This is a genomic window from Pseudomonas phoenicis, from assembly GCF_047302395.1.
GTDB lineage: Bacteria > Pseudomonadota > Gammaproteobacteria > Pseudomonadales > Pseudomonadaceae > Aquipseudomonas.
The window spans coordinates 3254396-3278560 of the sequence record NZ_CP154852.1 but is presented as its reverse complement, the minus strand read 5'-3'; the positions used below and the strand labels follow the sequence as shown (position 1 = coordinate 3278560).

The following is a 24165-nucleotide window of genomic DNA, read 5'->3' as shown; positions in this document are numbered from 1 at the left end:
TGTATGCGTCGTGCCCTGCTCATGGCTCTCGCCGTGCTCGCCCTGCCCTTGCAGGCCGCTGAATTGAAGCCGTTTTCGGCCAGCTACACCGCCGACTGGAAGCAACTGCCCATGAGTGGCACCGCCGAGCGTAGCCTAGTGAAGAACGCCAACGGCACCTGGGATCTCAATTTCAAAGCCTCGATGATGATCGCCAGCCTGACCGAGCAAAGCACCGTGCGCATGGAGAACGATACGCTGCAACCGCAGACGTACCACTTCGAGCGCGGCGGGCTGGGCAAGGCCAAGAAGGTCGACCTGAAGTTCGATTGGGCAGGCAAGAAGGTCACCGGCAGCGATCGCGGCGATGCCGTCAGTCTGCCGCTCAACCGCGGTGTGCTGGACAAGTCTTCGTATCAGCTGGCGTTGCAGCATGACGTCGCCGCCGGCAAGAAGAGCATGACCTACCAGGTTGTCGATGGCGACGAAATCGACACCTACGACTTCCGCGTGCTGGGCGCCGAAAGCGTCGCCACCAAAACCGGCAACGTCGAGGCGATCAAGGTCGAACGCGTACGCGATCCGAGCCAGAGCAAGCGCATCACCGAGCTGTGGTTCGCCAAAAGCTGGGACTACCTGTTGGTGCAACTGCGCCAGGTGGAAACCGACGGCAAGGAGTACGTGATCGTGCTGCAGGATGGCACGGTGGACGGCAAGTCGGTGAAGGGCAACTGAGTTACCGACTGGAGTCGCAAGCTACACAGACCGGGGCCGCACAGCGGCCCCGATCGATTCACCTACCCCCATGGTTGCGTGCGAACGTCTCTTCACCCATCGCCTGGATCTGCCCCTCGATCAGCGCCTCGAACGGCCTGAGCAACGCATCGAATCGCCCCTCCCCCTCCAACTCGTTCAACGCCTGCACCACGGCCTCTATGGTCGACAACGCCTCCGCCGTGGGCGCCTTGCGCACGCGGTAGCGCGATACCCCACCGCCGCTCAACGTCACGCGTGGCAACGCTTGTAAGGCAGGATTGAGGTACAGCAGCTTGCGCGCCTTGCGCCAGGTGGCGTCGGGGACCACCAGCAACAGTGGCCGTGGATCTGCTGCCGAACCCGTATCGGCAAGCGTCACCGCCGCATCCCCCGGAAACAGCAGCACCGGCCGGTAGCCGGGCAGGGCCAGCCAATCGGCCAGCTCAGAAAACACTTCGCCCACCGCCAGTTGCGCATTGGTCAGGCCCAGCGCGGCCAGCCGGGCGGTGTTCAAGGCATGGGCGCTCTCGCTGGGGTGCTGCAGCAGCAATACGCGGTGGCGGCTGTGCAGATGCGGAATCAGCGCACAGAGGCAATGGGTGAGCGGACGCAGGCAGCGCTCGCAACGAGGTCGGGACATGGGCTTCTCCTAAGCGGCGGCAGTGTGCCACAACTCGAAGAACATCCAGCGCTTGCCCGGTCCATGAAAAAAGCCGACACCTGCGGATGCGGTGTCGGCTTTGCGATCAACGTCGGCGCGGCTGGCGCTTGCGCTGCTCGTCAGTAGGAATCGGCACCGGCTGTAAGGGCGGTGGAATGAGGCCAAGCGCGACGCCGAGGTCGTGGAGCCAGTTGTGCATACGGTCGTTCATGGTGCCCCCTTTACGGGTAAGCCTTACGGCAAAACGTTTCAGCGATGTTTCGTACAGATCCTAATCCGATTACTGCACTACGCACCCAACTAATCCTACAGATGGAGGTAAGTCTGCCTTGGTTCAAGGGCTGAAGGACAGTCCCGACAGTCGGCTAACTATTTCCCTTTGTTGCTGAAGATCGCATATCCGTTCAGGCAGTCTTTCGCAGTGCTCAACCGAGCCACCGCCGCAACTGCCGACGTACCCAGGGTTCGGCACTGACCAGCACTACCCCACCCAGCACCAACAACGCGCCCAACACGAAATTGAGGCTCAGCGACTCGCCCAGCAACAGCACGCCGAACGTCACGCCAAACAAAGGCGTGACGAACGAAAACACCGCCAAATTGGAGGCCAGGTATTTGCGCAGCAACCAGAACCAGGTCAGGTAACTGACGAACGAGACCACCACCCCCTGGAACAGCACGCTGCCGATGGCCAACGGCGTCAGCGACACCTGGCCGATCTTGCCGCTGAGCAGCGCCACCACCAGCAAACCGGCAAAGCCCACCAGCAACTGGTAGAACAGCGTCAACGACGCTGGCGCTTCCGACAAGCGCGAGCCACGCACCACCACCGTGGTGGCCCCCCAGGCAAGGCCGGCCAGCACGCCGAAGGCATCCCCCAGCAGGACCCGTCCATCCATTTCGCTCAACGGCGTACCCCCTGCGAACGCCGTGGCGATACCGGCGAAGGCCAGGGCAATGCCTACCCATTGCAACAGGCGCAAACGCTCGCTGGGCAACATGAAGTGCAGGCCCAACGCCGTGAAGATCGGTGCGGTGTACAGAAACACCGACATGTGCGCCGCCGAGCTCAGCTTCAACCCTTCGGCGATGAACAGAAACTCCAAGCCGAACAAGGCACCCGCCAACAGCCCACCGCGCCATGTTTGGGCAAGCTGACCCCATTCCCGCCGCCAGCACACCAGCAGCCCCACCAGCAGCCCGGCGATGCCGTTACGCAAGGCCGCCTGCATCACCGGGTCGATGTCCGGCGCGGCCCACTTGATCATGATCTGCTGACTGCCCCAGATCAGGCACAGCAGCATCATCAACTGGAAAGCGAAGCGGTCGGGCTGTTTGCGCACTGCGCTCATGAGTGGCCTCTAAGGTAAAGCGTGGGCATGGCAATGGCTCTTGATACATGAAAGCGGGGGATTATCCGGTGCAGCCTCTTCGCTCGCCAGGGGCTCAACGAAAAGTTCGGAGCACGAGCCGACACCGGCGACGTCATTCGGTCGACAGTCAGGTTGGGTTTGGCATTCCACAGGATTGGGCACGGTGATCTTAGGGCACCCACAATCGAAGATGTTAAATATAGGGGCCTTACACGCTGCACGTTGTCTGGCCATCAGCCATTGAATGGCAAGTGCCGTTCGACCCGCATTCGGATCACAGAGGGACCCACATGAATATCGAAGATCAGGTGCTGATGGAGATCAAGAGGTTCAGCCCCCAACCAAACGTCATCGAAGACTGGGAGCCGATAGCGGACATACTGTCCACTGCGTTTCCCTGGCAAGGTTCGAAAATCGCTTGGGGGCGGTTGAACTGGCATCGCACGCAGCCTATCGATCTGCGCCAAGCCGACTGCACACCGCAATTGAATGCTTTCCTGAAAGCCGGCGACGTGTTGAGCAAACTGCCTGAACACGGGGAGATTTTCTATATCAACGACGCCGCGCTCAACGTTGCGCTGTCGATCAGGCCCGAGATCTTTCCAGCGTTTTTGGCCTATGTGGTCAACGACATCCCGCAGCATCATTACTTCTTCGATTCGTCCGGGACATGGTGCTTCGCGGTGACTGCCGAGGGTTACTTGGATTTCGGGGGGAACAGGCAGATGTGCTACTGAGCAGGCACGGTCAATATGATATCCAGCCGCTGCATCACCGACAGACATTCAGGCACCCATCGGCGTCGCACTCGCGCCCTGTGCTCGTTTGCCAGGCTTTGTCCGAAAGTTCTGAGACGAAGGCCAGGCAAGGCTGAGGGCGGCCCCGCCGGAGGTGGCCCCGCCAAAGGTGGCCCCGCCAAAGGTGGCCCCGCCAAAATCGGCGAAGGAGCGCAGTGTAGTGAAATACATGAGCATTCCGAACGGGTCTTCAACGCAGTCTGGACGAGTATCGGAATTTTTCAGACAGAGCCAAAAAGGACAGACAACAGTGGATTTGCAACCCCTGCTCCATCAGGTACATGACCCCCAAACCTTCCTACGCTTCGCACGCGCTCTCATGGCAGATAAAACCGCATGTTCCAGCGACGATACGGACTGGCAGAACGTTACGGTCGAGGGATTCCTGGAAAGTGCCATTGCCTGGGCCGAGGACAGCGACTTCGGGATCAGCCAAGGGCTGCCACCCTCCAATCCGTGGCAACAGTTCGCGGTATTCCTGTACTGCGGCAAGATCTACGAATAACTGCGACGGCCCGAACTGTCTCCATTCGGACACGGTCGCTTTTACCAACGTCCATGCCACGTGAGCCGTGATCGTCCATACACCCGAACGACCACGGCATTCTTCCAACAGGTGAGACCTGTGCGCTCACGCCTATTGGTATGCCCCTCCAGAGATCTGCACCTTGGCCGAGACGTGCTCGAACGTAGTCGGGTCCAACGCATCGGACTGCTCGTCCAGTACCTGACGCGGATGCTCGAACCCCGGAATGCTGCTGTCGATCAAACTCAACAGCCGCGAACCGGTCGGCGTGAGCACGAAGTTCTCGCCATTGCCGCCCTCGCTTTCCGGGCGATGATCGATGAAACCGCGTTCGAGCAGTAGTTTCTCGTACTCGCAGGCACGGCTCTTGAGCTCATCGACATCCCCGACCGACTCGCCGGCGGCGGCTTTGGCAGCGGCGTGCTGCTCGGCGTAAGGGCGTGGCGTGAAGTTTTCGCCTGCACCGTTTTGCACTTCATGGAGCAGGCGTTCGATCAGATCCCAGTCATAGGTAGACATCGGCGTAACCTCGCGAAGCAACGGATGAATGACATGCTTGGGACCGGCACGGCGAAGCAGTGTTCAGAACGATCCAGACTGACTGCTCAGTCAGTTTCGCTGAACTTCGCCAATCGTGGCTGCTCCACCGCTGACATCTGCAATGGAGCCTGCACTATGAAACCACTTTCGAATCTGGCCTGTGCCGCCGCACTGCTGTGCGCCCTGCCCGCCTGGGCCTGCACACCGGAAGAAGCCACCGCCAAACGCGAAGAACTGGCCGACCTGGTCACACAACTGACCGAACAGAATCCGCAGAAAGCCAAGGAGATCAACGAAGAGTTGCAGAACATGCAGTTGGACAGCGCCAGCAAGGACTTACCGGACAAATGCCAACTGATCGACCGCCGTATGCAGGAGTTGAAAGCGGCAGAGAAGAAGACAGGCTAAAAGCGATGCGGGTCAGTTAATGCCTTAGGAGCCGCCAGTTCAATGCTCCGCCGGGCCACGAACGCCTGAAAGGCATGGCACGACCACAGAATCCCCATATGCCCCCCTGTAGGAGCGGCTTTAGCCGCGATGGCCGGCATCGCCGGCCCAACAGCCTCAACACCATAGACCTGGCATCAGCGCATCGCCTGAGCCAAGCCGGCCGGTCGGCAGGTAATAGGCGAAAGACCGTCGGCTCCCACCCATTCCCAACTGACTGCCATAAATCTAATGAAACATCACCAAAGCATCACCGCCCACTACGGCCGCGCCCCGGCAAATACATAACTCACTCAGCAGCCGGCGCCCGCTTCTTCAACGGCGCCATGCCATCGGCACTGGCCAGCGGCGCGTTCTTCTTCGGCTTGGCAGTTGGCTTACGCTTGGCTGCGACCTTCTTGTCACCCGCCTTCTTGTCTCCGGCTTTCTTATCGGTCTTTTTCTTCTTCACGCCAGCGGCTTTGCCCGACGCCTTGACCTTCTTCGGCCCGCTGTAAGTACCTTTGACTTCCTTGATCACCCGGCGCTCGAACTGCTGCTTCAGGTAGCGCTCGATGCTCGACATCAGGTTCCAATCGTTGTGGGTGATCAGCGAAATCGCCAACCCTTCCCCACCCGCGCGGCCGGTACGGCCGATGCGGTGCACGTACTCGTCGCCACTGCGTGGCATGTCGAAGTTGATCACCAGGTCCAGGCCGTCGATGTCCAGGCCACGGGCCGCCACGTCGGTGGCCACCAGCACCTTGGAGCCGCCTTCCTTGAAGCGGTCGATGGCCTGCTTGCGGTCTTTCTGGTCCTTGTCGCCGTGCAGCACGAAGGCCTTGATGTCCTTGGCCACCAGATGCCCGTAGATGCGGTCGGCCATGACCCGGGTGTTGCTGAAGATGATCGCCTTCTTGAAGGTCTCGTTGGCCAGCAGCCACTGGATGATCTGCTCTTTGTGCTGATCGTGGTCGGCGGTGATGACCTGCTGGCGAGTGCCCTCGGCCAATTGCGAGACGCTGTTGAGCATCAGGTGCTCAGGCTCCTTCAGCACCTTGCCGATCATGTCGCGCAGGGCAGCGCCGCCCGTGGTGGCGGAGAACAGCAGGGTCTGCTCGCGGTTGGCGCATTCGTGGCACAGACGCTCCATGTCTTCGGCGAAACCCATGTCGAGCATGCGGTCGGCCTCGTCGAGCACCAGCACCTGCACGTGGGACAGGTCGAGGTTGCCGGCGTTGAGCTGCTCGAGCAGACGGCCAGGGGTGCCGATCAGCACGTCCGGCACCTTGCGCAGCATGGCGGCCTGTTCCTTGAAGTCTTCCCCGCCGGTGACCAGTCCAGCCTTGATGTAGGTGAACTGAGCGAAGCGCTGCACTTCCTTGAGGGTCTGCTGGGCCAGCTCACGGGTGGGCAGCAGGATCAAGGCACGGATTTCCACACGCGGGCCTTTGAGGTCGATCAGCCGATTGAGCATCGGCAGCACGAAGGCCGCTGTCTTGCCGCTGCCGGTCTGCGCGGTCACCCGCAGGTCTCGCCCTTCGAGGGCCAAGGGAATGGCCGCCGCCTGCACCGGGGTCGGCTCGACAAAATTCAGCTCGGCCACGGCTTTGAGCAGGCGTTCGTGCAGGGTGAGTTGGGAAAACACGGAGGTAACCTCGGACAAGTAGCGGGAATTCAGTTGCATAGGGTAACGTTTTCCGCCGAAGGAGCCGAGTTTCTTTTGGCAAACTCCCTCCCCCGCGTGCACGCCGAGTGCACACCACACCGCTACACAGGTTTTGCTGATCGCTATGAACTTCCAACAACTGTGGACCGAAGCCCTGGATGTCTGGGGCACCCTCGACCAACACCCCATGCTGCACGCAGGCCTGGGCCTTGCCGTGCTGCTGTTGATCGCCTTCCTGCTCGGCCGCCTGGCCCGCTTCGTGGTGCTGCACGGCGCCCGCCTGCTGGCACGGCAACCGGCGCTGCGCTGGGTCGACGACCTGCGCCACAACAAAGTGCTGCACCGCCTGGCGCAGACCGTACCGTCGCTGGTGATCCAGTTCGGCCTGAAACTGGTGCCGCAACTGGGCGCCACCGCCGAGCACTTCCTCGACAACGTCGCCCTGGCCACTACGCTGCTGTTCCTGAGCCTGGCGCTGTCGTGCCTGCTCGACGCCCTGCTTGACATCTACGCCCGCACCGAACACGCCCGCACCCGCTCGATCAAGGGCTACGTGCAACTGGCCAAGATGGTGCTGTGGGTGTTCGCCATCATCGTCATCGTCGCCACCCTGATCGACCGCTCGCCGCTGTTGCTGCTCTCGGGCTTGGGCGCCATGTCGGCGGTGCTGCTGTTGGTCTACAAGGACACGCTGCTGTCGTTCGTGGCCAGCGTGCAGCTGACCAGCAACGACATGCTGCATGTGGGCGACTGGATCGAAATGCCGCAAGTGGGTGCCGATGGCGACGTGGTGGACATCAGCCTGAACACGGTCAAGGTGCAGAACTACCCGTGAGTTTTCACCGATTGACTAATACCCAGGAATTCCTTCAAAAAATGGACAACCTCGTCTCTAGGGATTTTCACTAACAAAGCAGCAATTACCCACCTCCTTCATTTCATCAGGAAGGAGCACTGATGGCCCGACATCGGGTCACAATCATCGACTCCCTTCTCTATCAGTCACTAAAAAAACCCATCAGATCGGTGCGTGCTCCAACGCATTTCAGGTCACCTTAGTCGGATCTCCTCCCGTGTATGGTGCTAGCGCTTACGCTCAAGAAAAAATCAGAGTGACTCGTAGGCCCTCCACTAGGTAACCAAAAGGGACGTGGTGAGCCTGGCGCGGTGCGCAGGCTGAATGTCCATTTCTATCGTTAGGGTGAGGCGCATGCTGTGTGAGTCGGTTTCAAGCAAGCTTTGCGAGTTCCCTAGATAAATCATCACTGCGTCGCTCGAAAATGAGCGCAGCCAACTCACTCTGCGCTTCGCCGCCACCGGCGCACACGCATCGGGACTTCCGCTTGATAACCACAAGCTGCTCCCAAAGGGCGCGAGCAGTAACGTGAGTGAGCGTTGCAGTGTCCTCTGGTAGGCAGGGCTACTCCGTCTCGTGGCCGGCCCACAGCCGCAGGCCCTCACCATGAAGATTTCGTCTCAGAGCTATACCCTCTAGGAACCTACTAGCTGACCGCTGATCAGGTGATCAAAGTATGGAAATAAGAAAACGCCCACGCCCACTAATACTATTTTTATAGGATACTTACTGCGGTATAGCCCCACACAACTGCATCACCTCTTATCACAATCCCACCCGCCAACTGACGCAACGCCTAGAGACATCACGCCTGCGAGATTCTCCACAAAAAAAACAGAGAAATCCTAATAAGAAAAAACAGATTGTCAATTAAGCAAATATTATCAAATACCTCACAGCAACAGTTTAAGAGTACACTTTTAGCATACTTTGGATGATGCTTGACAGTGGCTGCCCTAGAACCTTAAATCCCCTACCTCAGTCCCACTCAGCTCGTCTGCACATGCCAGCAGTAGTAAACCGAAAACCGCGTCCAACCCCATACCGGAAGTACAGATATGTCGTACTGCCACGCATCTCCGTATTCAAGGCTGAGACAGCGGCATCTGATGATCTCCCTGGTGCAGTGGCTATTATCCAAGGCAAATATGTCATCCAGCCGTATAAAAGCGGCTCGGGTAAGTATGAATTAAGAAATGTCCCCGTCATTTTGAGGCCAGACGGCTCAATATGGCACCACGGTTCTCTTTATTTGCTATCACGCGCTTCTGAGTACAGCCCTCCTTCCGACCAGACGCTTAAAACGTATGCAAAAGGATTAGTTGATTACCTCAATACCTTAGCTATTGATCAAATAGACTACCTTTCTACTCCATTGCACAGAAGTCTTCGGCCGACCTACTACTACAGGGCCGAACTTGAAGACAGAATAAATGGCAACCTACTTGCGGTATCTACTGCAAATTCACGCATTAGTTCTGTCGTTAACTTTTATCGATGGATGAAAAGCCGATACGATTACCATCCCACGCAAGCTCTCTGGGTTGAAAAAAAACGATACGTACGCTTCAGCAACCCGCAGGGGTTTAGTAGCGGTAAGGACGTAATTACAACCGATCTTAATATAAAACAATCACAAGAGATCAATACAGGTGAGTACATCGTAGATGGTGGTAAGTTATACCCATATAGCGAAGAGCAGCAGCGCACAGCCGTAAAGATCCTCTTAGAAACTCAAAACACAGAGATGATCCTGAGCTTTTTAGTAGCGTTAACTAGCGGCGCGCGCGCTCTTGCAACATACACCTTAAGAATTTCTGACATAGCAAATCCTGGAACAATAAAAGGCTGCGAGGTAGCCATCAATATTGGCCGCCGTACTAATATTGACAACAAAAACAACAAAAAAATGAAAATCTACATTCCAGCCTGGCTAAATAACCTTATCTATACATACATCAATTCCGAGCGCTACAAACGCAGAGTCGCTAAAGCGGGACAGCCGACAGATGGCGCGCAATACGTATTCTTAACTTCACATGGCAACCCATTCCACATAGCTAAAGGAGACATGAGGAGAGGACAAGCGCAGCCGATCCAGGAAGGAAATTCTGTACGGAAGTTCATTTCAGAAAAAATTCAACCTGCACTAGACAAAACTGAATCCCCGTTCAAATTCCGGTTTCACAACTTGAGAGCCAGTTTTGGCATGAACCTTCTAGAAGAAAAAATCAAAGGCTTAAGCTCAGACTCTGTGGCACACACGAGAGCCTTAGGCAAAGTCCAACAACGCATGGGGCATGCAGACATCTCTACCACCCGAAGATATCTCAGCTTCCGTGAAGATAAACAAATGATATTTCAGGCACAGACAATGTTCGAGCAGCACCTGCAGAAGATATCGGAAAATTATGTACACGGTTAAGACTAAGTCATATCTGCGGAATATTTCCGAGATTACCGTGCTCGATCTGGACAAACTCTCCCTCTTGGAAATTAACGCTAAGATAGATGAGGTTGGCATCCATCAGATCGCTTTCGCGACCAAAGACGAAGAAGTATTTCACGTCGGCTCCCACTGCTTCATAAATCGATACCGGATCGGAAGCACGTCCCTTTACAACTGCCAAGAGCATGAACTGAACCTTAACAAATGCTCTGCCCTTGATGGCTGGGCAAGAGACATTGCTACTGACGTCAAGACCGGGGCTATTAGTCAGAGGACATTCATGTCTAGTGCAAGGGATTTCAATCAGTTCCTATGCTGGGCTTATGATAACGGTTATCCTGACTTACTGGATAGTGACATTATTTACTACCAAGCGTACTCAGCATACTCAAGATACGTGTACGACACTCACATGGCGGGCAAGTGGGCCTACCATACGGCAATTCTTAAGCAGACCTGCCCGCTCAATGTAATCCATCGACTTTTCCCGCACTCAGTTAACAATTTCAAGCCGGCACTTCCAAAAGTTCCAGTAAATAGAATTAGAAATGAAACAGAAGTACCGACGGAGCAAGCTATTGCTCATAGCCTAGCTCTGTGCACCGACGTATTTAACGAATTCACAGACGCCATTTTAAATGCTGCGAAATATCCATTTCAAGCTAAGATCTTGAATGAGAAATTGTGGGTTATTCCACACCTCTACTTATGTCACCCACTAAACTTTTCGCCACCAGAGGTGAGTACCGGAATATGGTGCTATGAAACTGGCACCCTCAAAGAACAGCAACCAAAACATCGTGTGAAAATTTACAACAAGGCGCTTGCGGTCTTATCCGAAGAGAACCGCTCTCCTCAAGCGCTAACGCCATACAGGCACCGCCTAGGTAAGTGGGCGCATGACTGCTTCCTACTTATGTTCACTGCCAATACAGGCATGAATGAACAGCAGATCAGGGACTTGGAATGGTTAACTGACGAATACGAAATTGTGCCCAGCGTTCAGGGATTTCGGACAATAAAATGGCGAGCCGGAAGAAAAATACAAAGCTTCACAATCGCAACTAGCTTCGTGAAGAACTTTAAGCGTTATTTGGAGCTGAGATCACACATAACCAGAGACAGGCCACTGAACTCACTGTTCATCCAGCTTCCCGTCCTGATGCACAACCGCTGGAAACCACTGAGCGCCAACGCCTTAAGAAAACTAGGCGATGCCATGCGGATGTATTTTGATAGTGGCTTCCCATTCCTCAGCTACCGACAATTCCGGCTCTATAAATACAACTACCTCCTCAGTAAATTTGGTATTGTTGTTGCAAGCCAAATCATGCAAAGCAACCTTGGCACGATTTCCAAGGCTTATTCTACTGCGGCTGACGAAGTAGCCACGAAAGAGATCAGCGCTTATTACAACCTGTTCTCTGAAACGCTCAAGAAAAGAAAGCACGAAAGCATGCCCTCCGGGCATTGCATCGAACCTGGCAATGCAATAGCTCTTATTGATATTCAACATCCCATAAGCGAACCAGACTGCGCCAATTTCATTACTTGCCTTTTCTGCGAAAAGTTCGTGGCACATGCCACAAAAAACGATGTACGAAAGCTTCTCAGCCTTAAGTATTTTTTGTATGAAATACGCCATCAATCTACCTCAACCGTGGAGTACGACACCCTGAATGGGCCAACCCTTCAACAAATCGAGCTCATCATTCAAAAGCTTCGCACCACCTCAAAAGAGTTCAGTGCTGCTATCGACCAGGTAGAAGAGGAGGTGTTCACCAAAGAAGCTTTGTCAGACTATTGGAGCGCATTAATTGATAACTTGGTGCGAATAGGAGCATTAGCGTGAAACAAAAAACAGTGAAACATGCCTCAACCACGTATAATGAAGCATACCTTGGCATGCCCGTGAGCGAAATTAATGGCAACACAATTATCAGCAGGGATGACCAGGGATACATTCTTTCACTTCTCAGTGACACCAAGTGGCATACCCCTCAGCTCAGCAACCATCACATTAAATCTTCGGCGGTATGTTTCGCTAAATTTCATGCTCATACCGAGGTCGAGATTGAAAGTTTAAACCTGGCCAAGACAATCATCTGCACACAAATTTTTCGACCCTCAAAAAGAACCGGTTCTTTTCCAAGCCACGACTCGGTAATGGCAAACCTGGGAATGCTTCGGAAGCTGTATAGCTTCGCAAAACAGAAGCGCTTGAGCCTATCAGATCTTTTTGACGACCCAATCGAGATGGGTGAATACATTCGACATATCGACTCCCGGATCAACCTTAGACTTTTGCAAACCCTCCTAAATAAGCTGCTCGAAGACAGCATTCACTCCGTATCTCCTCTCGCAATCAGGCTGTTAGAACAACTTATAAAAGAATCCGAGGATGAATCTGAGCAGCACCCAGTGATACCTGGACGCATACTCTTCCAAAAAATATCTAACTACAACAGCTTACTTGAAGAATATAAATCCTATGCAAACAAAATAAGAGAACTGAACCTCAGGGTTGCCGCCAACCCTTTTTATGGGAGAATGAAAAAAATTTCCTCAGACCCGCTACGCCCCAATGTGCCTTTTCACCAAGCTATTGATGAGTGCGGACTAACCCAACTCAGTGAAAAATACGGCTTCAACCAACTATCGAATATTGGCAACTATCTCAACCGCTGTTATTACGCAGCAAAAATGCTCATTCATGTCTTCACGGCAATGCGAGAAAGTGAAGCATACTTACTGAAAGAGTCATGCGTCAAAAAAGTTTCAGCCGATACCTACACTGTGCATGGGTTAACGCTGAAGCTGACTAAGGAACCCCGCCCCGCCCAATGGGTGACTTCAGCTGATATTCTCTTCCCTTATAAAATGGCAATGAAAATTACAAAGCTCATCAAGGAATTCATGCCAAATCATATTGCCACGAATAAATATTTGTTCCTGTCAGTTTCATATCTACCCACGTCCAATCAATATAATAAAAGCTCCAAATCCACGAAGCTGGTTCAAGCCTCTCTAAATCCTCTGAATTTCGAGCCGAGCTTTCCTGCTAGCGTCATCACAGCTGAAGATTACAATGAGCTTCTGATGCTAGACCCCCTCAGGGAGTGGCACTCAAAAGAAGAATTCCAGCCAGGTCAGCATTGGAATTTAACCACTCATCAGTTTAGGCGGTCAATGGCGGTTTACGCCGCGCAAAGCGGCCTCGTATCGCTCCCATCTTTGAAACGAATGTTACAGCACACGTTACTCCAAATGTCACTCTATTACACCAAGGGGTTTGCTACAGCAAAATTCCTTTTTGAAGACGTAAATCCTGAGATTGCTAGATACTTTAAAGAACAAGCGATTCCAGCTGAGTCTAGCCTATTCCTGAAAGACGTCATTATGGAGGAAGCAACCATTCATGGTGCCGCAGGCACTTTTTATGAGCGCAATGTTAAAGAGTCGTTCCTCGGCAACATCGCCACCAATTTTGCCGAAACATTGAAAAAGGTCAAACAGGGACTACTCTCCTACAAAGAAACTATTCTTGGTGGTTGCTTCAAGGTTGGAGAGTGCAAGGAGCGAGCGCACCATAACTTTGTTAGCTGCATAGACTGCAGTAGCGCCTGCATCAAGGAAAAAAAGCTCGACCAGACCATTTTAATTCAAATCAAAATCATCGAGAGTATTCCCGAGGGTACGTTTGCCCACAATACAGAAAAAACCAAACTCAGCATGTTGCAGTTCTTTAAAAAAAAAATCTCCAAGGTGGTCGCATGAGTTTAAATATTATTGAACATTATAAGACTACTTCCCAGCGACTGAGTGGTAGTCAGCCTACCTCATCTGGCGTGAAAATCAGCTGCGACGATGTAACTAAAGCAGCATGGCGAGGGAAAGCTGCCATGAAGAAAAAAGACCCTGGTGCTGGATGCATCCACAAAATTCAATCACAGTATTCTCAAATCCACATGGATGACATGAACCCATGATTTCCGATGTCATTCTTCAATATGAAGCAGCCCTGCAACGACTGATTGAAAACAAGCCAAAAATCTTACCACCAGGCAGTAAGATCAATAATGACAACGTAGCGTTGGAAGCTGGACGCGGCAAAGGCTCCATCAGAAAAGATCGTGAGTGTTTCGATGATCTCCGCGAGAAAATCAAGGCTGCTGCTGCAGTACAAAAAAAAGAAGGTAGTGCGAAGCCCAACAAGGGTGCTGAGAAGCTCTTCAAAGATCTCTACCACGAGAGTTTGGCCAGGGAACTGATGCTTATCTCGCAGATTGACGAGTTGGAGAAAGACCTTTCGGCCATGAGCAACGTGACTAACATTGCCAGCCGAAAGAAATCCAACCGAGGGACTGAAGAGAAATGAATACCCTCAATAAGATCCTAAATTTTTTCTGGCCGGATCAACGGAGTGATTGGGAGAGGAAGCGAGAGCGACTCTTCATAGACGCTGTCAACAGATTGAAAAACTTCTATGTGACCGATCAGGGTGGCATTTCGATGGATCCTGAAGAGGTCAGGGAGCGATCCTGAGCTTTGCTAGGCAGCATGATAGTGCCCCGCAGACTGAGCATCCTCTGCCAATGGGGGCTACTGGAATAATCATGGAGCGGTACGCATGGAGGCGCCTGGATCACGCATCGGCGGTTCGGTACGAGCTCCTGGTCTCTGATAAAGGCGTTTGTTCTGTGATAGCTGCAGAGCGATTTTCATCGAGCATCACCTGTCAGTACGGGCTGCAAGGTAGCCGTGCTGTGCGGGGTAATACCGTAAAGGCCATTACTAGCAATAAGTTGACATGGCATACCTGCCTAGAGTCCGCGATCCAGGCATATGAAGAAAAAAACCAAAGGAGCTTTGTAATGGGCGGTAAACGGAAGCCATTCATTACCACCAAGGTGATCAGCGAGGCAATCGTGTGGTCAGGCAAAACAAAGGGATGGAGGCATGAACTGATTCAAGAAGTGTGGGAGCTATCATCTCTCCATCTGTCAGAGGCAGTCATTAGAGACGTTTTTTCCCCCATCCTCGCAAAGCCTACTGTCTCAGCTCTGCTCAACCGGAGCGTGTATTTCGTCACTGGGAAAGAGACGCTTCAATTCGAATGCCCACAAGGCTCTATCAGCGACCCTTGCTACATTCTCAGCGGAATGTTGCGCGATTTGATCAAGAAGCAGTGGCCTATGGACTGCTTGCCCCCACTCGATAGCGAATGGAATGACTTTAACGAGGCTCTATTTGAGACGCTCTTTATTCTAGGATTTTCGTCGCGCCGCCTCAGAGGTTGGAAGCTTGAACTAGACCTAGGAATGTGAGTTGAAAACAGTCGGATGTTTGGATACCCTTATAGTGTCCTCAAAGACGGGTTTACCTGGGCACCTGCGGTCAGCAAGCGCAACCTATGAGTACCAGGCTAGAACACCCTACTCCCTCCACATGCAATGAATGCTTGTCGTTCAAGCTGACAACGACGCCGTAGGTATTCATGTTCGGCATGTGGGATGAGTAGGTTCAAAAGTACACGTCGTGTACTATTCCTCCTTACCCCATAACACGTGAATACCTGTGAAGTTCAAGGTGGGCCATTTCCCTTTGCCACTCGCGTACAAATTTCTTCCAGTCACGGTAATACGCGCCTTCGATCAGGCGTGTTGAGCCTCTGCTCGCACACTGAAACCGCTCTCTCCACGGTTGGGGGATATCTGCATCACACACGATTAAACTACCACCTGGTCGCAGGGTGGCCGATACCGATGGGACTGAGCTGCGTAGCTCGTGTCGGTCGATGTCATCTAGGATGGCTAGGGAATCAGCGGCGCGTGGATCACCAGGCTTGAAATCAGCGAGCGCCCACAGCGCTTTCCGCCGTGCCGACTCGCGAAGCTTCAGACCGTCGTCGATGGACATCGTGTCGACCCCTAGTGAGGCCTGCAACCGAGCCCGCCTTCGCCGGCAAGCATCCCTTCAACATATTCGATAGACATCTCCAACTCGCCTTCAGCCTCTTTCAAGACCGAGTCAAGCGATGCGTGAGCACCAGAGGAGCGGAGCTTTGCTATCAGCTCCAAGAGCTCTCGGCCTTGGCCGATGGGCATTTGGATGTTGCAATACACAGTGTCCTTGGCGTCTCTGGCCATGGGATCTCCAAAAAACTCTCGTGGTCGGGCGCGCCCTTGCGGGCCGGCTGTCGTAAACCGAGCCGCTCGCCATGGCGGCGTCTCGGCCCTCCGGGCGTCCATCCTCGCGCCTGCGCGCTCCGCTTGCCTGGACGACGCCCCCTGGCACAGCGGAGGAATACAGCGAGGACGGCGATGGTGAAGCCGCCTTCCTCTCTTACTTGTGAAGCTTGCTAAAGCGCTCTACTACCACGCTCGGCGCTGTCGTCGGCCACTCCTCAAGATTTCCAGTCTTACGGAGGAAATTCCATGCACAGAGTGCGAAAAATACGATAGGTAGAGCGCCAATCCATAGTGCAAGATGATGAATGTCCACGAACGCTTCGCTGATACTTGGGGCATTCTTAGACATGGGCAGGATTGCGACGACCCAAGTTAGAACGTAAGCCATTACAGCAGCAATGGCTGCACTGACAGATATCATCAAGGGCACCCCAAATCGCAGCTTCGTGACCGTCCGCATGTTCCCATCCTGCGGCTTTATCGCGTAAATAATGCCTTTGTTTTTTGTCTTATCTTTTGATTTTTTGTATATACCATAGAGTTCATAGCGACTACCTTTATCCAGCTCCTCGAATAGCGCCATTGGAACTTCAATATTGGGCACTATCACGCCATCGATTTTCAGGATGACTTCAACACCGTCGCTTTTTTCTTTAAACACGCGAATGTCATCAAGGTTGCCCGACATTTTCAAACAGTCAACAAACATACTAAATTTAACTCCTGTCAAAATATTCCGGTAAAATTCAGGCAGCAGAAGACATTTGGCTCCTCTTGATTCGAGGCTACTCACAGCCCCATCCGTGTGCTGTCTTCCCCAGATGTTTGATAGATGATCAACCGTGGCTGCGTACAGGTATGGTCATCCCTCCAAGCCAAGCGCAACCATCAGCCCACGCCCAAAGATCAGTATCCACCTTGGTTTTTGAGCCCGTGAGCCACTCCAGGTGCGTCAGCCCTTCTACAGGCGTCCCCTTGCATCCAGCAAAGCGAGCAGCCAACGGCCCCTCAAGCACGCCACATGCCACAATAATATCAGCATGCTCAGTTTATCGAAACGGGCAATGCATGGCTCTATCCTCGATTTTTGGGGATGGCTCCATGCAGCTTAAAGAAGCATTAGCCGGGGTTCTGCGCGGAGCGCGAGCTCACCAGGGTTTGAGCTATGAAGAGCTAGCTGGAGCGACTCACCGCACGTACGTCGGCATGCTTGAGCAAGCTCGAGCCAATCCGACGCTTGAAAAGCTTGAGGAGATAGCCGAGCACCTGGGTCTCGATCTGCTTACGGTAGTGGCGCTAGCTATCGCAACACAGACCGGCCTGAACCCGTCAGTAGTTCTTGAGGATGCTGTCCTTCGCACGAGAGAGTTCGAAGCAAACGGAGGCTGGGAGCTGGTCACTGAGCAGTTTGCGGATGGGAAGCTCGTGAAGCGCCGGCAAGGTAAGCCCAAGCAGCCTCGAAACGCAGACGCCATCCGAGAGCTCAAGGCCTTGGGTTTGGACAAGAAGACCATCGCTGAGAAGCTCGAGATCGCTGACAGCACGGTTCGCAAATACTGGAACGCTGAAGGTTAAGGAGGACGGGGCTTAGTCGCATTGCTGGTTCTGGGCTGGGTATGCAGGTGAGACAGATGAGCCCTGGTCAGACTCGTCAGCACTTGAGGTGGATATGCTTCCTCACATACCCTTACAGGGTATATGTCCGGCACCAGACACTCAGCCGAGAAAATGACCTGTTGATGAGCACGCCTAAAGCCCGCTCACAACAACCGGAAACCTCGAGCAGCACCTCTGCAACGCTTTCTGGCGGTTTTTACCTTTTGCCCATTACGCCTGCCCTCCAGGAAATAACCATGACTATGGATGCTGCAGCACGCAGCCTGCGCGAAGCGAAACATGTAGTGGTGTTCACTGGGGCGGGCGCGTCAGCTGAGAGCGGGATCCCGACCTTCAGAGATGCTTTGACTGGACTTTGGGAACGATTCGATCCCGCTCAGTTAGCGACCCCTGAAGCTTATCGTGCAGACCCGTCCCTCTGTTGGGGCTGGTATGAGTGGCGCCGGAGGAAAGTAGAGCTTGCTCAGCCGAACGACGCGCACCGTGCAATCGCTGACCTTGTCAAACATGTGCCAAAGCTCACTGTCGTCACGCAAAACGTCGATGATTTACACGAGCGTGCTGGGAGCCTTGAGGTGATCCACCTACACGGCAGTCTGAACTCCCCCAGGTGTATCGACTGTGGGCTAACCCATACGCTTGCCCTCCCCTTCGATACCCTTCCCGAAGGTGGGGCTCGGCTGGAACCGCCGGCATGCAGCGCATGCAATGGGTCTATTCGTCCGGGAGTAGTCTGGTTTGGAGAGATGTTGCCTGAGCAAGCTTGGAACGACGCCCTTGAAGCAGTAGAGGCTTGCGATTTTTTTCTATCGGTCGGGACTTCAGGGATGGTTTACCCAGCAGCCGAGCTACCCCTTCGCGCCCTGGGGAATGGCGCAACGGTCGTCCACGTCAATCAGGTGCGGTTCGATGTCAGCAGCCGAGAGCACTTCTTGGAGGGGTCAGCATCACGCATGCTACCGACCCTTCTCTGCCGTGCGTTCCCCTGATGCGAGGATCTAGATCCAGTCTTCTTCGCGACAGATGATAGTCATCAGATGCTCCCAGGCTGTTCGATATGTCTCCAGACGGTAGCTTAGCTTCGCGCCAGTTTCAATACGGCGCGCCTCGCTGAACCTCCTTCTAGCCCGGCAAGGTCAGCGAAGCGAACCATTCCGCGTAGGGCGTGTTGATGACCTTGTGAGGTTTATAGTCCGGGCTGCCGTCAGTCCACCAGACGGGGCACCCTTGGCGGCAGTAACCGCTTTCCTTGCTTTGAGGGCATTCTCGTCTGATCGGATTTCGCCTGCTTTACGTCTCGCCCAGCGCGTATGAGCTCCTCGCGTCCAGGGTCTCCTGGCAAGCAAGACTGACCAAGGTCAGAATCTGCATCTGGCAAGCCTGGCACAGGCGAGTCAGCAAGAATTTATTCAAGCAAGGACGATCATCAATGCAACAAGTCAGGTTTGTTCGACATGGGCAGAGTGCTGCGAACGCAGGCCATCCGAGCCGTGATCATGAAAGCATCCCTTTGACCGCCCTCGGCTTGCATCAGGCACAGAGGGTAGCCAGTTCATTTTCGATTGTTCCTGACCTCATTGTCGCCTCACCCTTCACACGAGCGCAGGCCACCGCCTTGGCGACAGCCGCTGTGTTCCCTAGGACGCCCGTTGAGACATGGCCGATCCAAGAGTTTACGTATCTGGAACCTACTCGCTGCATCGACACCACGGTCGCTCAGCGGAAGGGCTGGGTGGATGAATACTGGCTGAGAGCCGCCCCCGCCCATCGCGACGGATGCGGCGCAGAATCCTTCCTGGATTTCGTCGCTCGAGCGCGGGCCTGTTTGAATCGACTCGCTCAGCATTCAGCCACTGAAATCGTCATGTTTTCCCACGGGCAGTTCCTAAACGCAGTCGCTTGGCTATTAGAGGTCAGACCTCAGCTTCTCGATGGCCGTGCCATGGCTGACTGGCGAGAGTACGAGATAGCTAATCACATCCCGAACGGAGGCGGTTTCTCCTTATCGCGGTGCCATGGTGATGCAGCTTGGATATTCAGTAGACGAAATTTTTGAGAGCAGGCCTGGCAACATGGAACTCGACGACTCCGACGATAGTTCATCAAACGAGCTCACAGCACGTGAGGTCAGCCACGTGCTGCGCGAAGTCGTGCTTGGACGTCGACATATGACAAAGGTGGGCGCACAGACGTGGGACGAGGTCTACGCCTGCCACTTTGAGGTGGATGCGGAGGGATGGCGTATCTCGATTTACAACGACTGCGATGAGCTCGATTACTGCGAGCATGCGGTGAGCCCCGATGGGCAGCGATGGGATTTCGACCCTGGTGCTCGTACAGATCCGATTGCGCTGCTGTCGACCTGGGAGCATCAGAGCCTGGAGCGAATGTTAAAAGCACTCTAGCAGCTCAGTGGCGCGCCTCGTTGGGGACGGCTGTCGTAAACCAAGCCACTGCGTGGCTCGGCCCTACGGGCTTCCATCCTCGCACCTCCAACCCTCCTGGTCTGCGCGCTCCGCTTGCCGCTCGCGGGTCATAGGCATCAGCTCGTTTGAGGTCGCTTCCTCAGCATCGGCATCTACATCAACCATATGCGTATCACCATCAGGTAAAATCTTGCGGTCTTCCAAGCTGAATTTTGGAGCGTTCGTAGCTCATGCCCCATCTGCTTAAACTCCAACAGAATCATGCGGGCCGCGACTTCATCGTGGGTGACATCCACTTCAAAACCCGAGAGCTTCATAAAGCCCTGCAAGCTATCGGTTTTGAAAAATCTGTCGACCGGCTGATAGCTGTGGGGGATCTCATCGACCGTGGGCCAGGCATGCTGGATGGGCTGAAGCTGCTGGGTGAACCCTGGTTCTTCACAGTGCGGGGCAACCACGAGCAGATGCTCATCGACGCCTATCGAGCTAACCCACACCTGCCCTACTCCGCTCATGGCGCCCGGTGGTGGCTCACGATTGATGACGAGTCCAAGCCCATGGTTATCGACAAGCTGGATAGCTTGCCGCTGGCTATTGAGGTGGAGACGGCTCAGGGCGTGGTCGGTGTAGTACACGCTGATGTGCCAGTCGGATTGACCTGGGATGATTTCACCCAGGGCCTTGATGACCCCCAATTTCAGGATGTCGCGCTGTGGGGTCGTGAGCGCATCAAAAAGCACCATCGCGGCGGTGTTCCGGGTGCCTGGCGTGTCTGTGTCGGGCACACCTGGATTCCGCGTTCTCTGCGCCTCGGGAATGTCCTTGCCCTAGATGTCACTGGCGGTGGGGATGGCCCTCTGGCGATCTACTCGGTGCGGGACGACGTCGTTTACGTGGATGGTAAAGCCTCAGGGCTCGACCAGGCAGAGCGCCTCGGTGAGCAACTGAACGAGCTTGAGCAGTCGCTGACGTCACTCAAGACACTGCTGAGTGTGAACAAGCTTATCGAGTCGCAGATCGCCAGCCGTGATGCCGAGGCACGTGCGCAGCAGATCACTTCTATCTGGCTTACACTGGCTGACGATATCACCGGCATGCAGCAGCTGATGAATGCCCTGCACGGATTGAGCTTGCTGTCCGGAGAACGCCGTGTGGCTAAGCAGGAGGAGCTGCAGACAAGGTACACCGGCACGCCCGCAGGGGAATTGCTCACACGGCTATTTGGTTCCGGATATGAATGATGGAAAATGTGCCGAACAATGCCTGATGCTTATCTTGCTCAAGAGATAGACTGCCAAGTTGCAGTACATAAACTGACCGTAAATCCATCCAAGGCCGCACCGATGACCTCAGACGAAAAAAATACGAAGAGCAAGGAGGCCACTGCCGCATACGAGCAGAAACAAAACCGGAAGCGACCTGACTTCCTCAACCAGGCCATGCTTGATCAGATCGCGCATGATCACTCGCGATACCTCAAAGAGGTAGGCGCAATAAGTAAGGAACGGTGAATCACCTACGTGACCATTTGCGGGAGGGAACATGCAGTTTCAAAAAACCAGAGACCCGGAGAGGCTAGAGGTTGAGCGCCGGGCAGCGGCCCTTGCGGCAGCCGGCTACCCGGCTCCAGCACATGATCATGCGATGGACGCTGAATCTATAATCAAGGCAGTCAAGGTTGCACGGGCCGCCGAGATTGCGAACTCTAGAAACTAGATCAGCATTAATCCAAGGTGGGGGCGTCACTGTCTGCGCTCGCAGAAATACCAGCATTGGTTAACCTCAAATCGGCTCGCAGCCGGCTATCACGTAACGGATTCGCCAGTGATGGCCATGATCGCTCTGAACGACACACCGTAAGCCTCAAAACCGAGCCTGGGTCAATCTGATCTGTAGTCCAGGCGGTCATGGTGGTACCCATGCACGACCATCTTCGCTCCCATAGCCTGGGCAAGCTCATCGATCTCCGAGTAGCCGTACGGGTGACAACTCGGCGCTTCATGACATACCAAGATGTCCGCCTTCTCCATTGCGAGCGAGAAATAATCGTCTGGGTAGATCGCTGAAAGTGCGTGCTTTTTTTTCGTCGAGACGATGTCCGCGTGCTACCGCAGCAGGCCTCAGCAGCCATCTCGGCCACAGGCCCCGGTCTGGTGGACAGGTCGAAGATCGACGTGATAGTTTTCACCCACCGATGTATCTGGATCGGGCGGTCGGCTCGCGAAGGCCTCAGTGCCACAGGTTTGCTACACCCTTCTCATCGCACGCATTTCGACAACAGTCAGCGGGCAGCCGACGCCTCGACGTTATTGGAGAACTGCCAATGCGCGTACCAGTACATCCGAACGACCCCCTCCGCCCTAGTGGCCTGAAAAAGATTGCCAAAGACCTACAAAAGCAGTGGTGCGGCTCAAGCCCCCTCGCCTACACATCTGCCCTGGAACTTCTTGCTTAAGGACTTGGTTACGAGCCTGTAACCTGCAGTGCCGCCCTTGCAGAAGAAATCTTCCGCACATGCTCAAGGTTTTTCAGAACCAACCGTTTTTCATAAGTATGTATCCCTTTGAGCAACGGCTTTGACCATTCCTAGTGATCCCTTCGTAGATCGTCTCAGCGGCGCCATATCGTTCCCTTGCACGCTACAAGGCAACCGCCAGCACCGCGCATGGGTGCGGCTCATCAACAACATCAAATCTTCTACCTGCACATCCGAGTTCGATAAGGCTGCAGCCTATGTTGAAGGCTATGCACACGCGCTTGTGGATAGCGGCCAGATCGGGATTTCCATCGACCGAGATTTGTTGATCATCGAGACTGTCGACGCTTGGCGATGCGCCCGTAGTAACTCCAGCATCCCCACCAATTTTTAGCCACCAGTGAGAACTATGACCTCTACTTTTCAACGCTATGCCGATGACGTACCGTCTGAATTACGCATCCAGATGCCGCAGCGAGTTCTGGCTACAACCGTCAGTCATTATCCAATTGATGTTCTGGTAGGTCACTGGGAAAAGTATCTGGTAGACCCCTCATCCGCTTGTGAGAGATTTCCGTGGGCTGAACGATTTGTCATGGGCATGCCTGTACCAACCTGGATGCGCGGCGTGAAGTGGAACGTTGGCCAGCAGGCTCGTTTCATTACTGCTGTGTGGTCAGGGGGAGACCTGGGAAGCTACCTTACAAACGACTGGTCGGAGCCGGCGAGCACTGGTAGGGCATTGGCGGAGAACAGCGAGATTCTGGTCGACGGTCAGCAACGGCTTCACAGCTTGGAGCGGTATTTCTTAGACCAGCTTGGGGTGCCGGATGCACAAGGTCAGCCAAGGGTCTGGTCTGAACTCGGCAATGGCGAACGGAAGCGTTTTTTGTCGACGATCTTTACCCACGCGAGGGTGTCCTCTGGCGACGAGGCAGCATTGCGAAAAACGTATGATCTTTGCACACAGGGCGTTGTGCCTCGGTCATTTGAACAACGCGCCTTGAGGTAGTATTCGACGCTGCGGTTGTCGTGGCATGCCCTAGCAGGGACGGCTGTCGTTAACCAAGCCCTGTCTACGACAGGTCTTGGCCCTTCAGGCTTCCATCCTCATGCCCTTCGACCCTCCTGGTCTGCGCGCTCCACTTGCAGGATGTCGAAGTCACCACGTAGATTGGACATCTCCTGCAGCTACCAGATACTAGCTCCTATCCATCGAGAAGTGAGGTAAGGCGAAATGGCATGGCTCTTTTGGAAAGACAAGCGTCCTCAATGGATTCAGACGGAAGAGCGAGCGTTCATTAAAGCAGCCAACTCCCTGAAACCATTGCAGGTAACTCCTCGTGGCGGTGTGAGGATTGATCCTGAAGAGCTCAGGGATCAGATCCTAAACGCAAGAGAAATGTACAAAGATCTAGTGGAG

At 54.2% G+C, this 24165-nt stretch carries 23 protein-coding genes and 1 pseudogene; 16 read left to right on the top strand and 8 right to left on the bottom strand.

Annotation, left to right across the window (positions count from 1 at the left end; translation table 11 throughout):
* Nucleotides 1-3 precede the first annotated feature (3 nt).
* On the top strand, nucleotides 4-714 hold the full coding sequence (locus AA0Z93_RS14720; protein ID WP_413048163.1) for a DUF3108 domain-containing protein: 711 nt from the start codon (nucleotides 4-6) through the stop codon (nucleotides 712-714).
* 58 nt (nucleotides 715-772) lie between these two features.
* Here the strand turns inward: AA0Z93_RS14720 and AA0Z93_RS14715 are convergent, their stop codons facing one another.
* The 3 genes from AA0Z93_RS14715 to AA0Z93_RS14705 all read right to left on the bottom strand — a co-directional run bounded on the left by AA0Z93_RS14715 (nucleotide 773) and on the right by AA0Z93_RS14705 (nucleotide 2748).
* Nucleotides 773-1375, bottom strand: coding sequence for a tRNA-uridine aminocarboxypropyltransferase (locus tag AA0Z93_RS14715; RefSeq protein WP_413048164.1), 603 nt, complete (start codon nucleotides 1373-1375; stop codon nucleotides 773-775).
* A gap of 106 nt (nucleotides 1376-1481) precedes the next feature.
* Nucleotides 1482-1607: a PA1414 family protein gene (locus tag AA0Z93_RS14710; RefSeq protein ID WP_314490828.1), complete on the bottom strand. Its 126-nt coding sequence runs from the start codon at nucleotides 1605-1607 to the stop codon at nucleotides 1482-1484.
* Nucleotides 1608-1821: 214 nt separating this feature from the next.
* Nucleotides 1822-2748 (bottom strand): DMT family transporter, encoded by a 927-nt coding sequence (locus AA0Z93_RS14705; RefSeq protein ID WP_413048165.1) that lies wholly within the window; start codon nucleotides 2746-2748, stop codon nucleotides 1822-1824.
* Nucleotides 2749-3059: 311 nt separating this feature from the next.
* Between AA0Z93_RS14705 and AA0Z93_RS14700 the strand changes: the two genes are divergently transcribed.
* Both AA0Z93_RS14700 and AA0Z93_RS14695 read left to right on the top strand, forming a co-directional pair.
* Complete coding sequence (locus tag AA0Z93_RS14700) at nucleotides 3060-3506, top strand: hypothetical protein (RefSeq protein ID WP_413048166.1); 447 nt, start codon at nucleotides 3060-3062, stop codon at nucleotides 3504-3506.
* Nucleotides 3507-3726: 220 nt separating this feature from the next.
* Nucleotides 3727-4071 carry a hypothetical protein gene (locus AA0Z93_RS14695; RefSeq protein WP_413048167.1) on the top strand — a complete coding sequence of 115 codons (345 nt, stop codon included), beginning with the start codon at nucleotides 3727-3729 and terminating at the stop codon, nucleotides 4069-4071.
* 132 nt (nucleotides 4072-4203) lie between these two features.
* On the opposite strand, the gene AA0Z93_RS14690 is transcribed toward AA0Z93_RS14695, so the two are convergent.
* A complete protein-coding gene (locus tag AA0Z93_RS14690; protein ID WP_413048168.1) occupies nucleotides 4204-4611 on the bottom strand; it encodes a transcriptional regulator in 408 nt (135 codons plus the stop codon).
* 156 nt (nucleotides 4612-4767) lie between these two features.
* Between AA0Z93_RS14690 and AA0Z93_RS14685 the strand changes: the two genes are divergently transcribed.
* The gene (locus AA0Z93_RS14685) at nucleotides 4768-5040 is read left to right on the top strand and encodes a hypothetical protein (RefSeq protein WP_413048169.1); all 273 of its coding nucleotides are present in this window, start codon (nucleotides 4768-4770) and stop codon (nucleotides 5038-5040) included.
* 328 nt (nucleotides 5041-5368) lie between these two features.
* Here the strand turns inward: AA0Z93_RS14685 and AA0Z93_RS14680 are convergent, their stop codons facing one another.
* On the bottom strand, nucleotides 5369-6745 hold the full coding sequence (locus AA0Z93_RS14680; protein ID WP_314490841.1) for a DEAD/DEAH box helicase: 1377 nt from the start codon (nucleotides 6743-6745) through the stop codon (nucleotides 5369-5371).
* A 106-nt stretch (nucleotides 6746-6851) separates the two neighbouring features.
* On the opposite strand from AA0Z93_RS14680, the pseudogene AA0Z93_RS14675 reads away from it, so the two are divergent.
* Together AA0Z93_RS14675 and AA0Z93_RS14670 are read left to right on the top strand one after the other, a co-directional pair.
* Nucleotides 6852-7556 (top strand): annotated as a pseudogene (locus AA0Z93_RS14675) (mechanosensitive ion channel domain-containing protein); the annotation flags it as partial.
* A gap of 1030 nt (nucleotides 7557-8586) precedes the next feature.
* A complete protein-coding gene (locus AA0Z93_RS14670) occupies nucleotides 8587-10008 on the top strand; it encodes a site-specific integrase (protein WP_413048170.1) in 1422 nt (473 codons plus the stop codon).
* A gap of 7 nt (nucleotides 10009-10015) precedes the next feature.
* Here AA0Z93_RS14670 and AA0Z93_RS14665 read toward each other — a convergent pair whose 3' ends face one another.
* Nucleotides 10016-10219, bottom strand: coding sequence for a hypothetical protein (locus tag AA0Z93_RS14665; RefSeq protein WP_413048171.1), 204 nt, complete (start codon nucleotides 10217-10219; stop codon nucleotides 10016-10018).
* Nucleotides 10220-10444: 225 nt separating this feature from the next.
* On the opposite strand from AA0Z93_RS14665, the gene AA0Z93_RS14660 reads away from it, so the two are divergent.
* The 4 genes from AA0Z93_RS14660 to AA0Z93_RS14645 are packed head-to-tail and all read left to right on the top strand — an operon-like array spanning nucleotide 10445 to nucleotide 14410.
* Nucleotides 10445-11884 carry an integrase gene (locus tag AA0Z93_RS14660; protein ID WP_413048172.1) on the top strand — a complete coding sequence of 480 codons (1440 nt, stop codon included), beginning with the start codon at nucleotides 10445-10447 and terminating at the stop codon, nucleotides 11882-11884.
* Nucleotides 11881-13809: an integrase gene (locus AA0Z93_RS14655; protein ID WP_413048173.1), complete on the top strand. Its 1929-nt coding sequence runs from the start codon at nucleotides 11881-11883 to the stop codon at nucleotides 13807-13809. The genes AA0Z93_RS14660 and AA0Z93_RS14655 overlap by 4 nt, the downstream gene beginning before the upstream one ends.
* The gene (locus AA0Z93_RS14650; RefSeq protein WP_413048174.1) at nucleotides 13806-14021 is read left to right on the top strand and encodes a hypothetical protein; all 216 of its coding nucleotides are present in this window, start codon (nucleotides 13806-13808) and stop codon (nucleotides 14019-14021) included. Before AA0Z93_RS14655 ends, AA0Z93_RS14650 begins: the two co-directional genes overlap by 4 nt.
* Nucleotides 14018-14410 carry a hypothetical protein gene (locus tag AA0Z93_RS14645; protein ID WP_413048175.1) on the top strand — a complete coding sequence of 131 codons (393 nt, stop codon included), beginning with the start codon at nucleotides 14018-14020 and terminating at the stop codon, nucleotides 14408-14410. The genes AA0Z93_RS14650 and AA0Z93_RS14645 overlap by 4 nt, the downstream gene beginning before the upstream one ends.
* 1552 nt (nucleotides 14411-15962) lie before the next feature.
* On the opposite strand, the gene AA0Z93_RS14640 is transcribed toward AA0Z93_RS14645, so the two are convergent.
* On the bottom strand, nucleotides 15963-16181 hold the full coding sequence (locus tag AA0Z93_RS14640; protein ID WP_413048176.1) for a hypothetical protein: 219 nt from the start codon (nucleotides 16179-16181) through the stop codon (nucleotides 15963-15965).
* A gap of 196 nt (nucleotides 16182-16377) precedes the next feature.
* Nucleotides 16378-17016, bottom strand: a complete 639-nt coding sequence (locus AA0Z93_RS14635) for a hypothetical protein (protein ID WP_413048177.1) — start codon at nucleotides 17014-17016, stop codon at nucleotides 16378-16380.
* Between the two features lie 308 nt (nucleotides 17017-17324).
* Here AA0Z93_RS14635 and AA0Z93_RS14630 point away from each other — a divergent pair, with 308 nt between their 5' ends.
* From AA0Z93_RS14630 to AA0Z93_RS14605, 6 genes are all read left to right on the top strand, one after another.
* The gene (locus AA0Z93_RS14630) at nucleotides 17325-17798 is read left to right on the top strand and encodes a helix-turn-helix domain-containing protein (protein ID WP_413048178.1); all 474 of its coding nucleotides are present in this window, start codon (nucleotides 17325-17327) and stop codon (nucleotides 17796-17798) included.
* Nucleotides 17799-18076: 278 nt separating this feature from the next.
* A complete protein-coding gene (locus AA0Z93_RS14625; RefSeq protein WP_413048179.1) occupies nucleotides 18077-18829 on the top strand; it encodes an SIR2 family NAD-dependent protein deacylase in 753 nt (250 codons plus the stop codon).
* Nucleotides 18830-19269: 440 nt separating this feature from the next.
* On the top strand, nucleotides 19270-19896 hold the full coding sequence (locus tag AA0Z93_RS14620) for a histidine phosphatase family protein (protein WP_413048180.1): 627 nt from the start codon (nucleotides 19270-19272) through the stop codon (nucleotides 19894-19896).
* Between the two features lie 16 nt (nucleotides 19897-19912).
* Nucleotides 19913-20245, top strand: coding sequence for a hypothetical protein (locus AA0Z93_RS14615; protein ID WP_413048181.1), 333 nt, complete (start codon nucleotides 19913-19915; stop codon nucleotides 20243-20245).
* A 251-nt stretch (nucleotides 20246-20496) separates the two neighbouring features.
* A complete protein-coding gene (locus tag AA0Z93_RS14610; protein WP_413048182.1) occupies nucleotides 20497-21507 on the top strand; it encodes a metallophosphoesterase in 1011 nt (336 codons plus the stop codon).
* A gap of 1644 nt (nucleotides 21508-23151) precedes the next feature.
* Nucleotides 23152-23754: a hypothetical protein gene (locus tag AA0Z93_RS14605; protein WP_413048183.1), complete on the top strand. Its 603-nt coding sequence runs from the start codon at nucleotides 23152-23154 to the stop codon at nucleotides 23752-23754.
* Nucleotides 23755-24165: the final 411 nt, after the last annotated feature.

Excerpts from the sequence above, each read along its gene's own strand:
- AA0Z93_RS14625 (WP_413048179.1), top strand. The coding sequence starts at position 18,077 with ATGACTATGGATGCTGCAGCACGCAGCCTGCGCGAAGCGAAACATGTA.
- AA0Z93_RS14645 (WP_413048175.1), top strand. The coding sequence starts at position 14,018 with ATGATTTCCGATGTCATTCTTCAATATGAAGCAGCCCTGCAACGACTG.
- AA0Z93_RS14605 (WP_413048183.1), top strand. The coding sequence starts at position 23,152 with ATGACCTCTACTTTTCAACGCTATGCCGATGACGTACCGTCTGAATTA.
- AA0Z93_RS14705 (WP_413048165.1), bottom strand. The coding sequence starts at position 2,748 with ATGAGCGCAGTGCGCAAACAGCCCGACCGCTTCGCTTTCCAGTTGATG.
- AA0Z93_RS14640 (WP_413048176.1), bottom strand. The coding sequence starts at position 16,181 with ATGGCCAGAGACGCCAAGGACACTGTGTATTGCAACATCCAAATGCCC.
- AA0Z93_RS14710 (WP_314490828.1), bottom strand. The coding sequence starts at position 1,607 with ATGAACGACCGTATGCACAACTGGCTCCACGACCTCGGCGTCGCGCTT.
- AA0Z93_RS14670 (WP_413048170.1), top strand. The coding sequence starts at position 8,587 with ATGCCAGCAGTAGTAAACCGAAAACCGCGTCCAACCCCATACCGGAAG.
- AA0Z93_RS14615 (WP_413048181.1), top strand. The coding sequence starts at position 19,913 with ATGGAACTCGACGACTCCGACGATAGTTCATCAAACGAGCTCACAGCA.
- AA0Z93_RS14610 (WP_413048182.1), top strand. The coding sequence starts at position 20,497 with ATGCCCCATCTGCTTAAACTCCAACAGAATCATGCGGGCCGCGACTTC.
- AA0Z93_RS14720 (WP_413048163.1), top strand. The coding sequence starts at position 4 with ATGCGTCGTGCCCTGCTCATGGCTCTCGCCGTGCTCGCCCTGCCCTTG.
- AA0Z93_RS14620 (WP_413048180.1), top strand. The coding sequence starts at position 19,270 with ATGCAACAAGTCAGGTTTGTTCGACATGGGCAGAGTGCTGCGAACGCA.
- AA0Z93_RS14665 (WP_413048171.1), bottom strand. The coding sequence starts at position 10,219 with ATGCTCTTGGCAGTTGTAAAGGGACGTGCTTCCGATCCGGTATCGATT.
- AA0Z93_RS14630 (WP_413048178.1), top strand. The coding sequence starts at position 17,325 with ATGCAGCTTAAAGAAGCATTAGCCGGGGTTCTGCGCGGAGCGCGAGCT.
- AA0Z93_RS14660 (WP_413048172.1), top strand. The coding sequence starts at position 10,445 with ATGGCGGGCAAGTGGGCCTACCATACGGCAATTCTTAAGCAGACCTGC.
- AA0Z93_RS14700 (WP_413048166.1), top strand. The coding sequence starts at position 3,060 with ATGAATATCGAAGATCAGGTGCTGATGGAGATCAAGAGGTTCAGCCCC.
- AA0Z93_RS14715 (WP_413048164.1), bottom strand. The coding sequence starts at position 1,375 with ATGTCCCGACCTCGTTGCGAGCGCTGCCTGCGTCCGCTCACCCATTGC.
- AA0Z93_RS14650 (WP_413048174.1), top strand. The coding sequence starts at position 13,806 with ATGAGTTTAAATATTATTGAACATTATAAGACTACTTCCCAGCGACTG.
- AA0Z93_RS14690 (WP_413048168.1), bottom strand. The coding sequence starts at position 4,611 with ATGTCTACCTATGACTGGGATCTGATCGAACGCCTGCTCCATGAAGTG.
- AA0Z93_RS14680 (WP_314490841.1), bottom strand. The coding sequence starts at position 6,745 with ATGCAACTGAATTCCCGCTACTTGTCCGAGGTTACCTCCGTGTTTTCC.
- AA0Z93_RS14685 (WP_413048169.1), top strand. The coding sequence starts at position 4,768 with ATGAAACCACTTTCGAATCTGGCCTGTGCCGCCGCACTGCTGTGCGCC.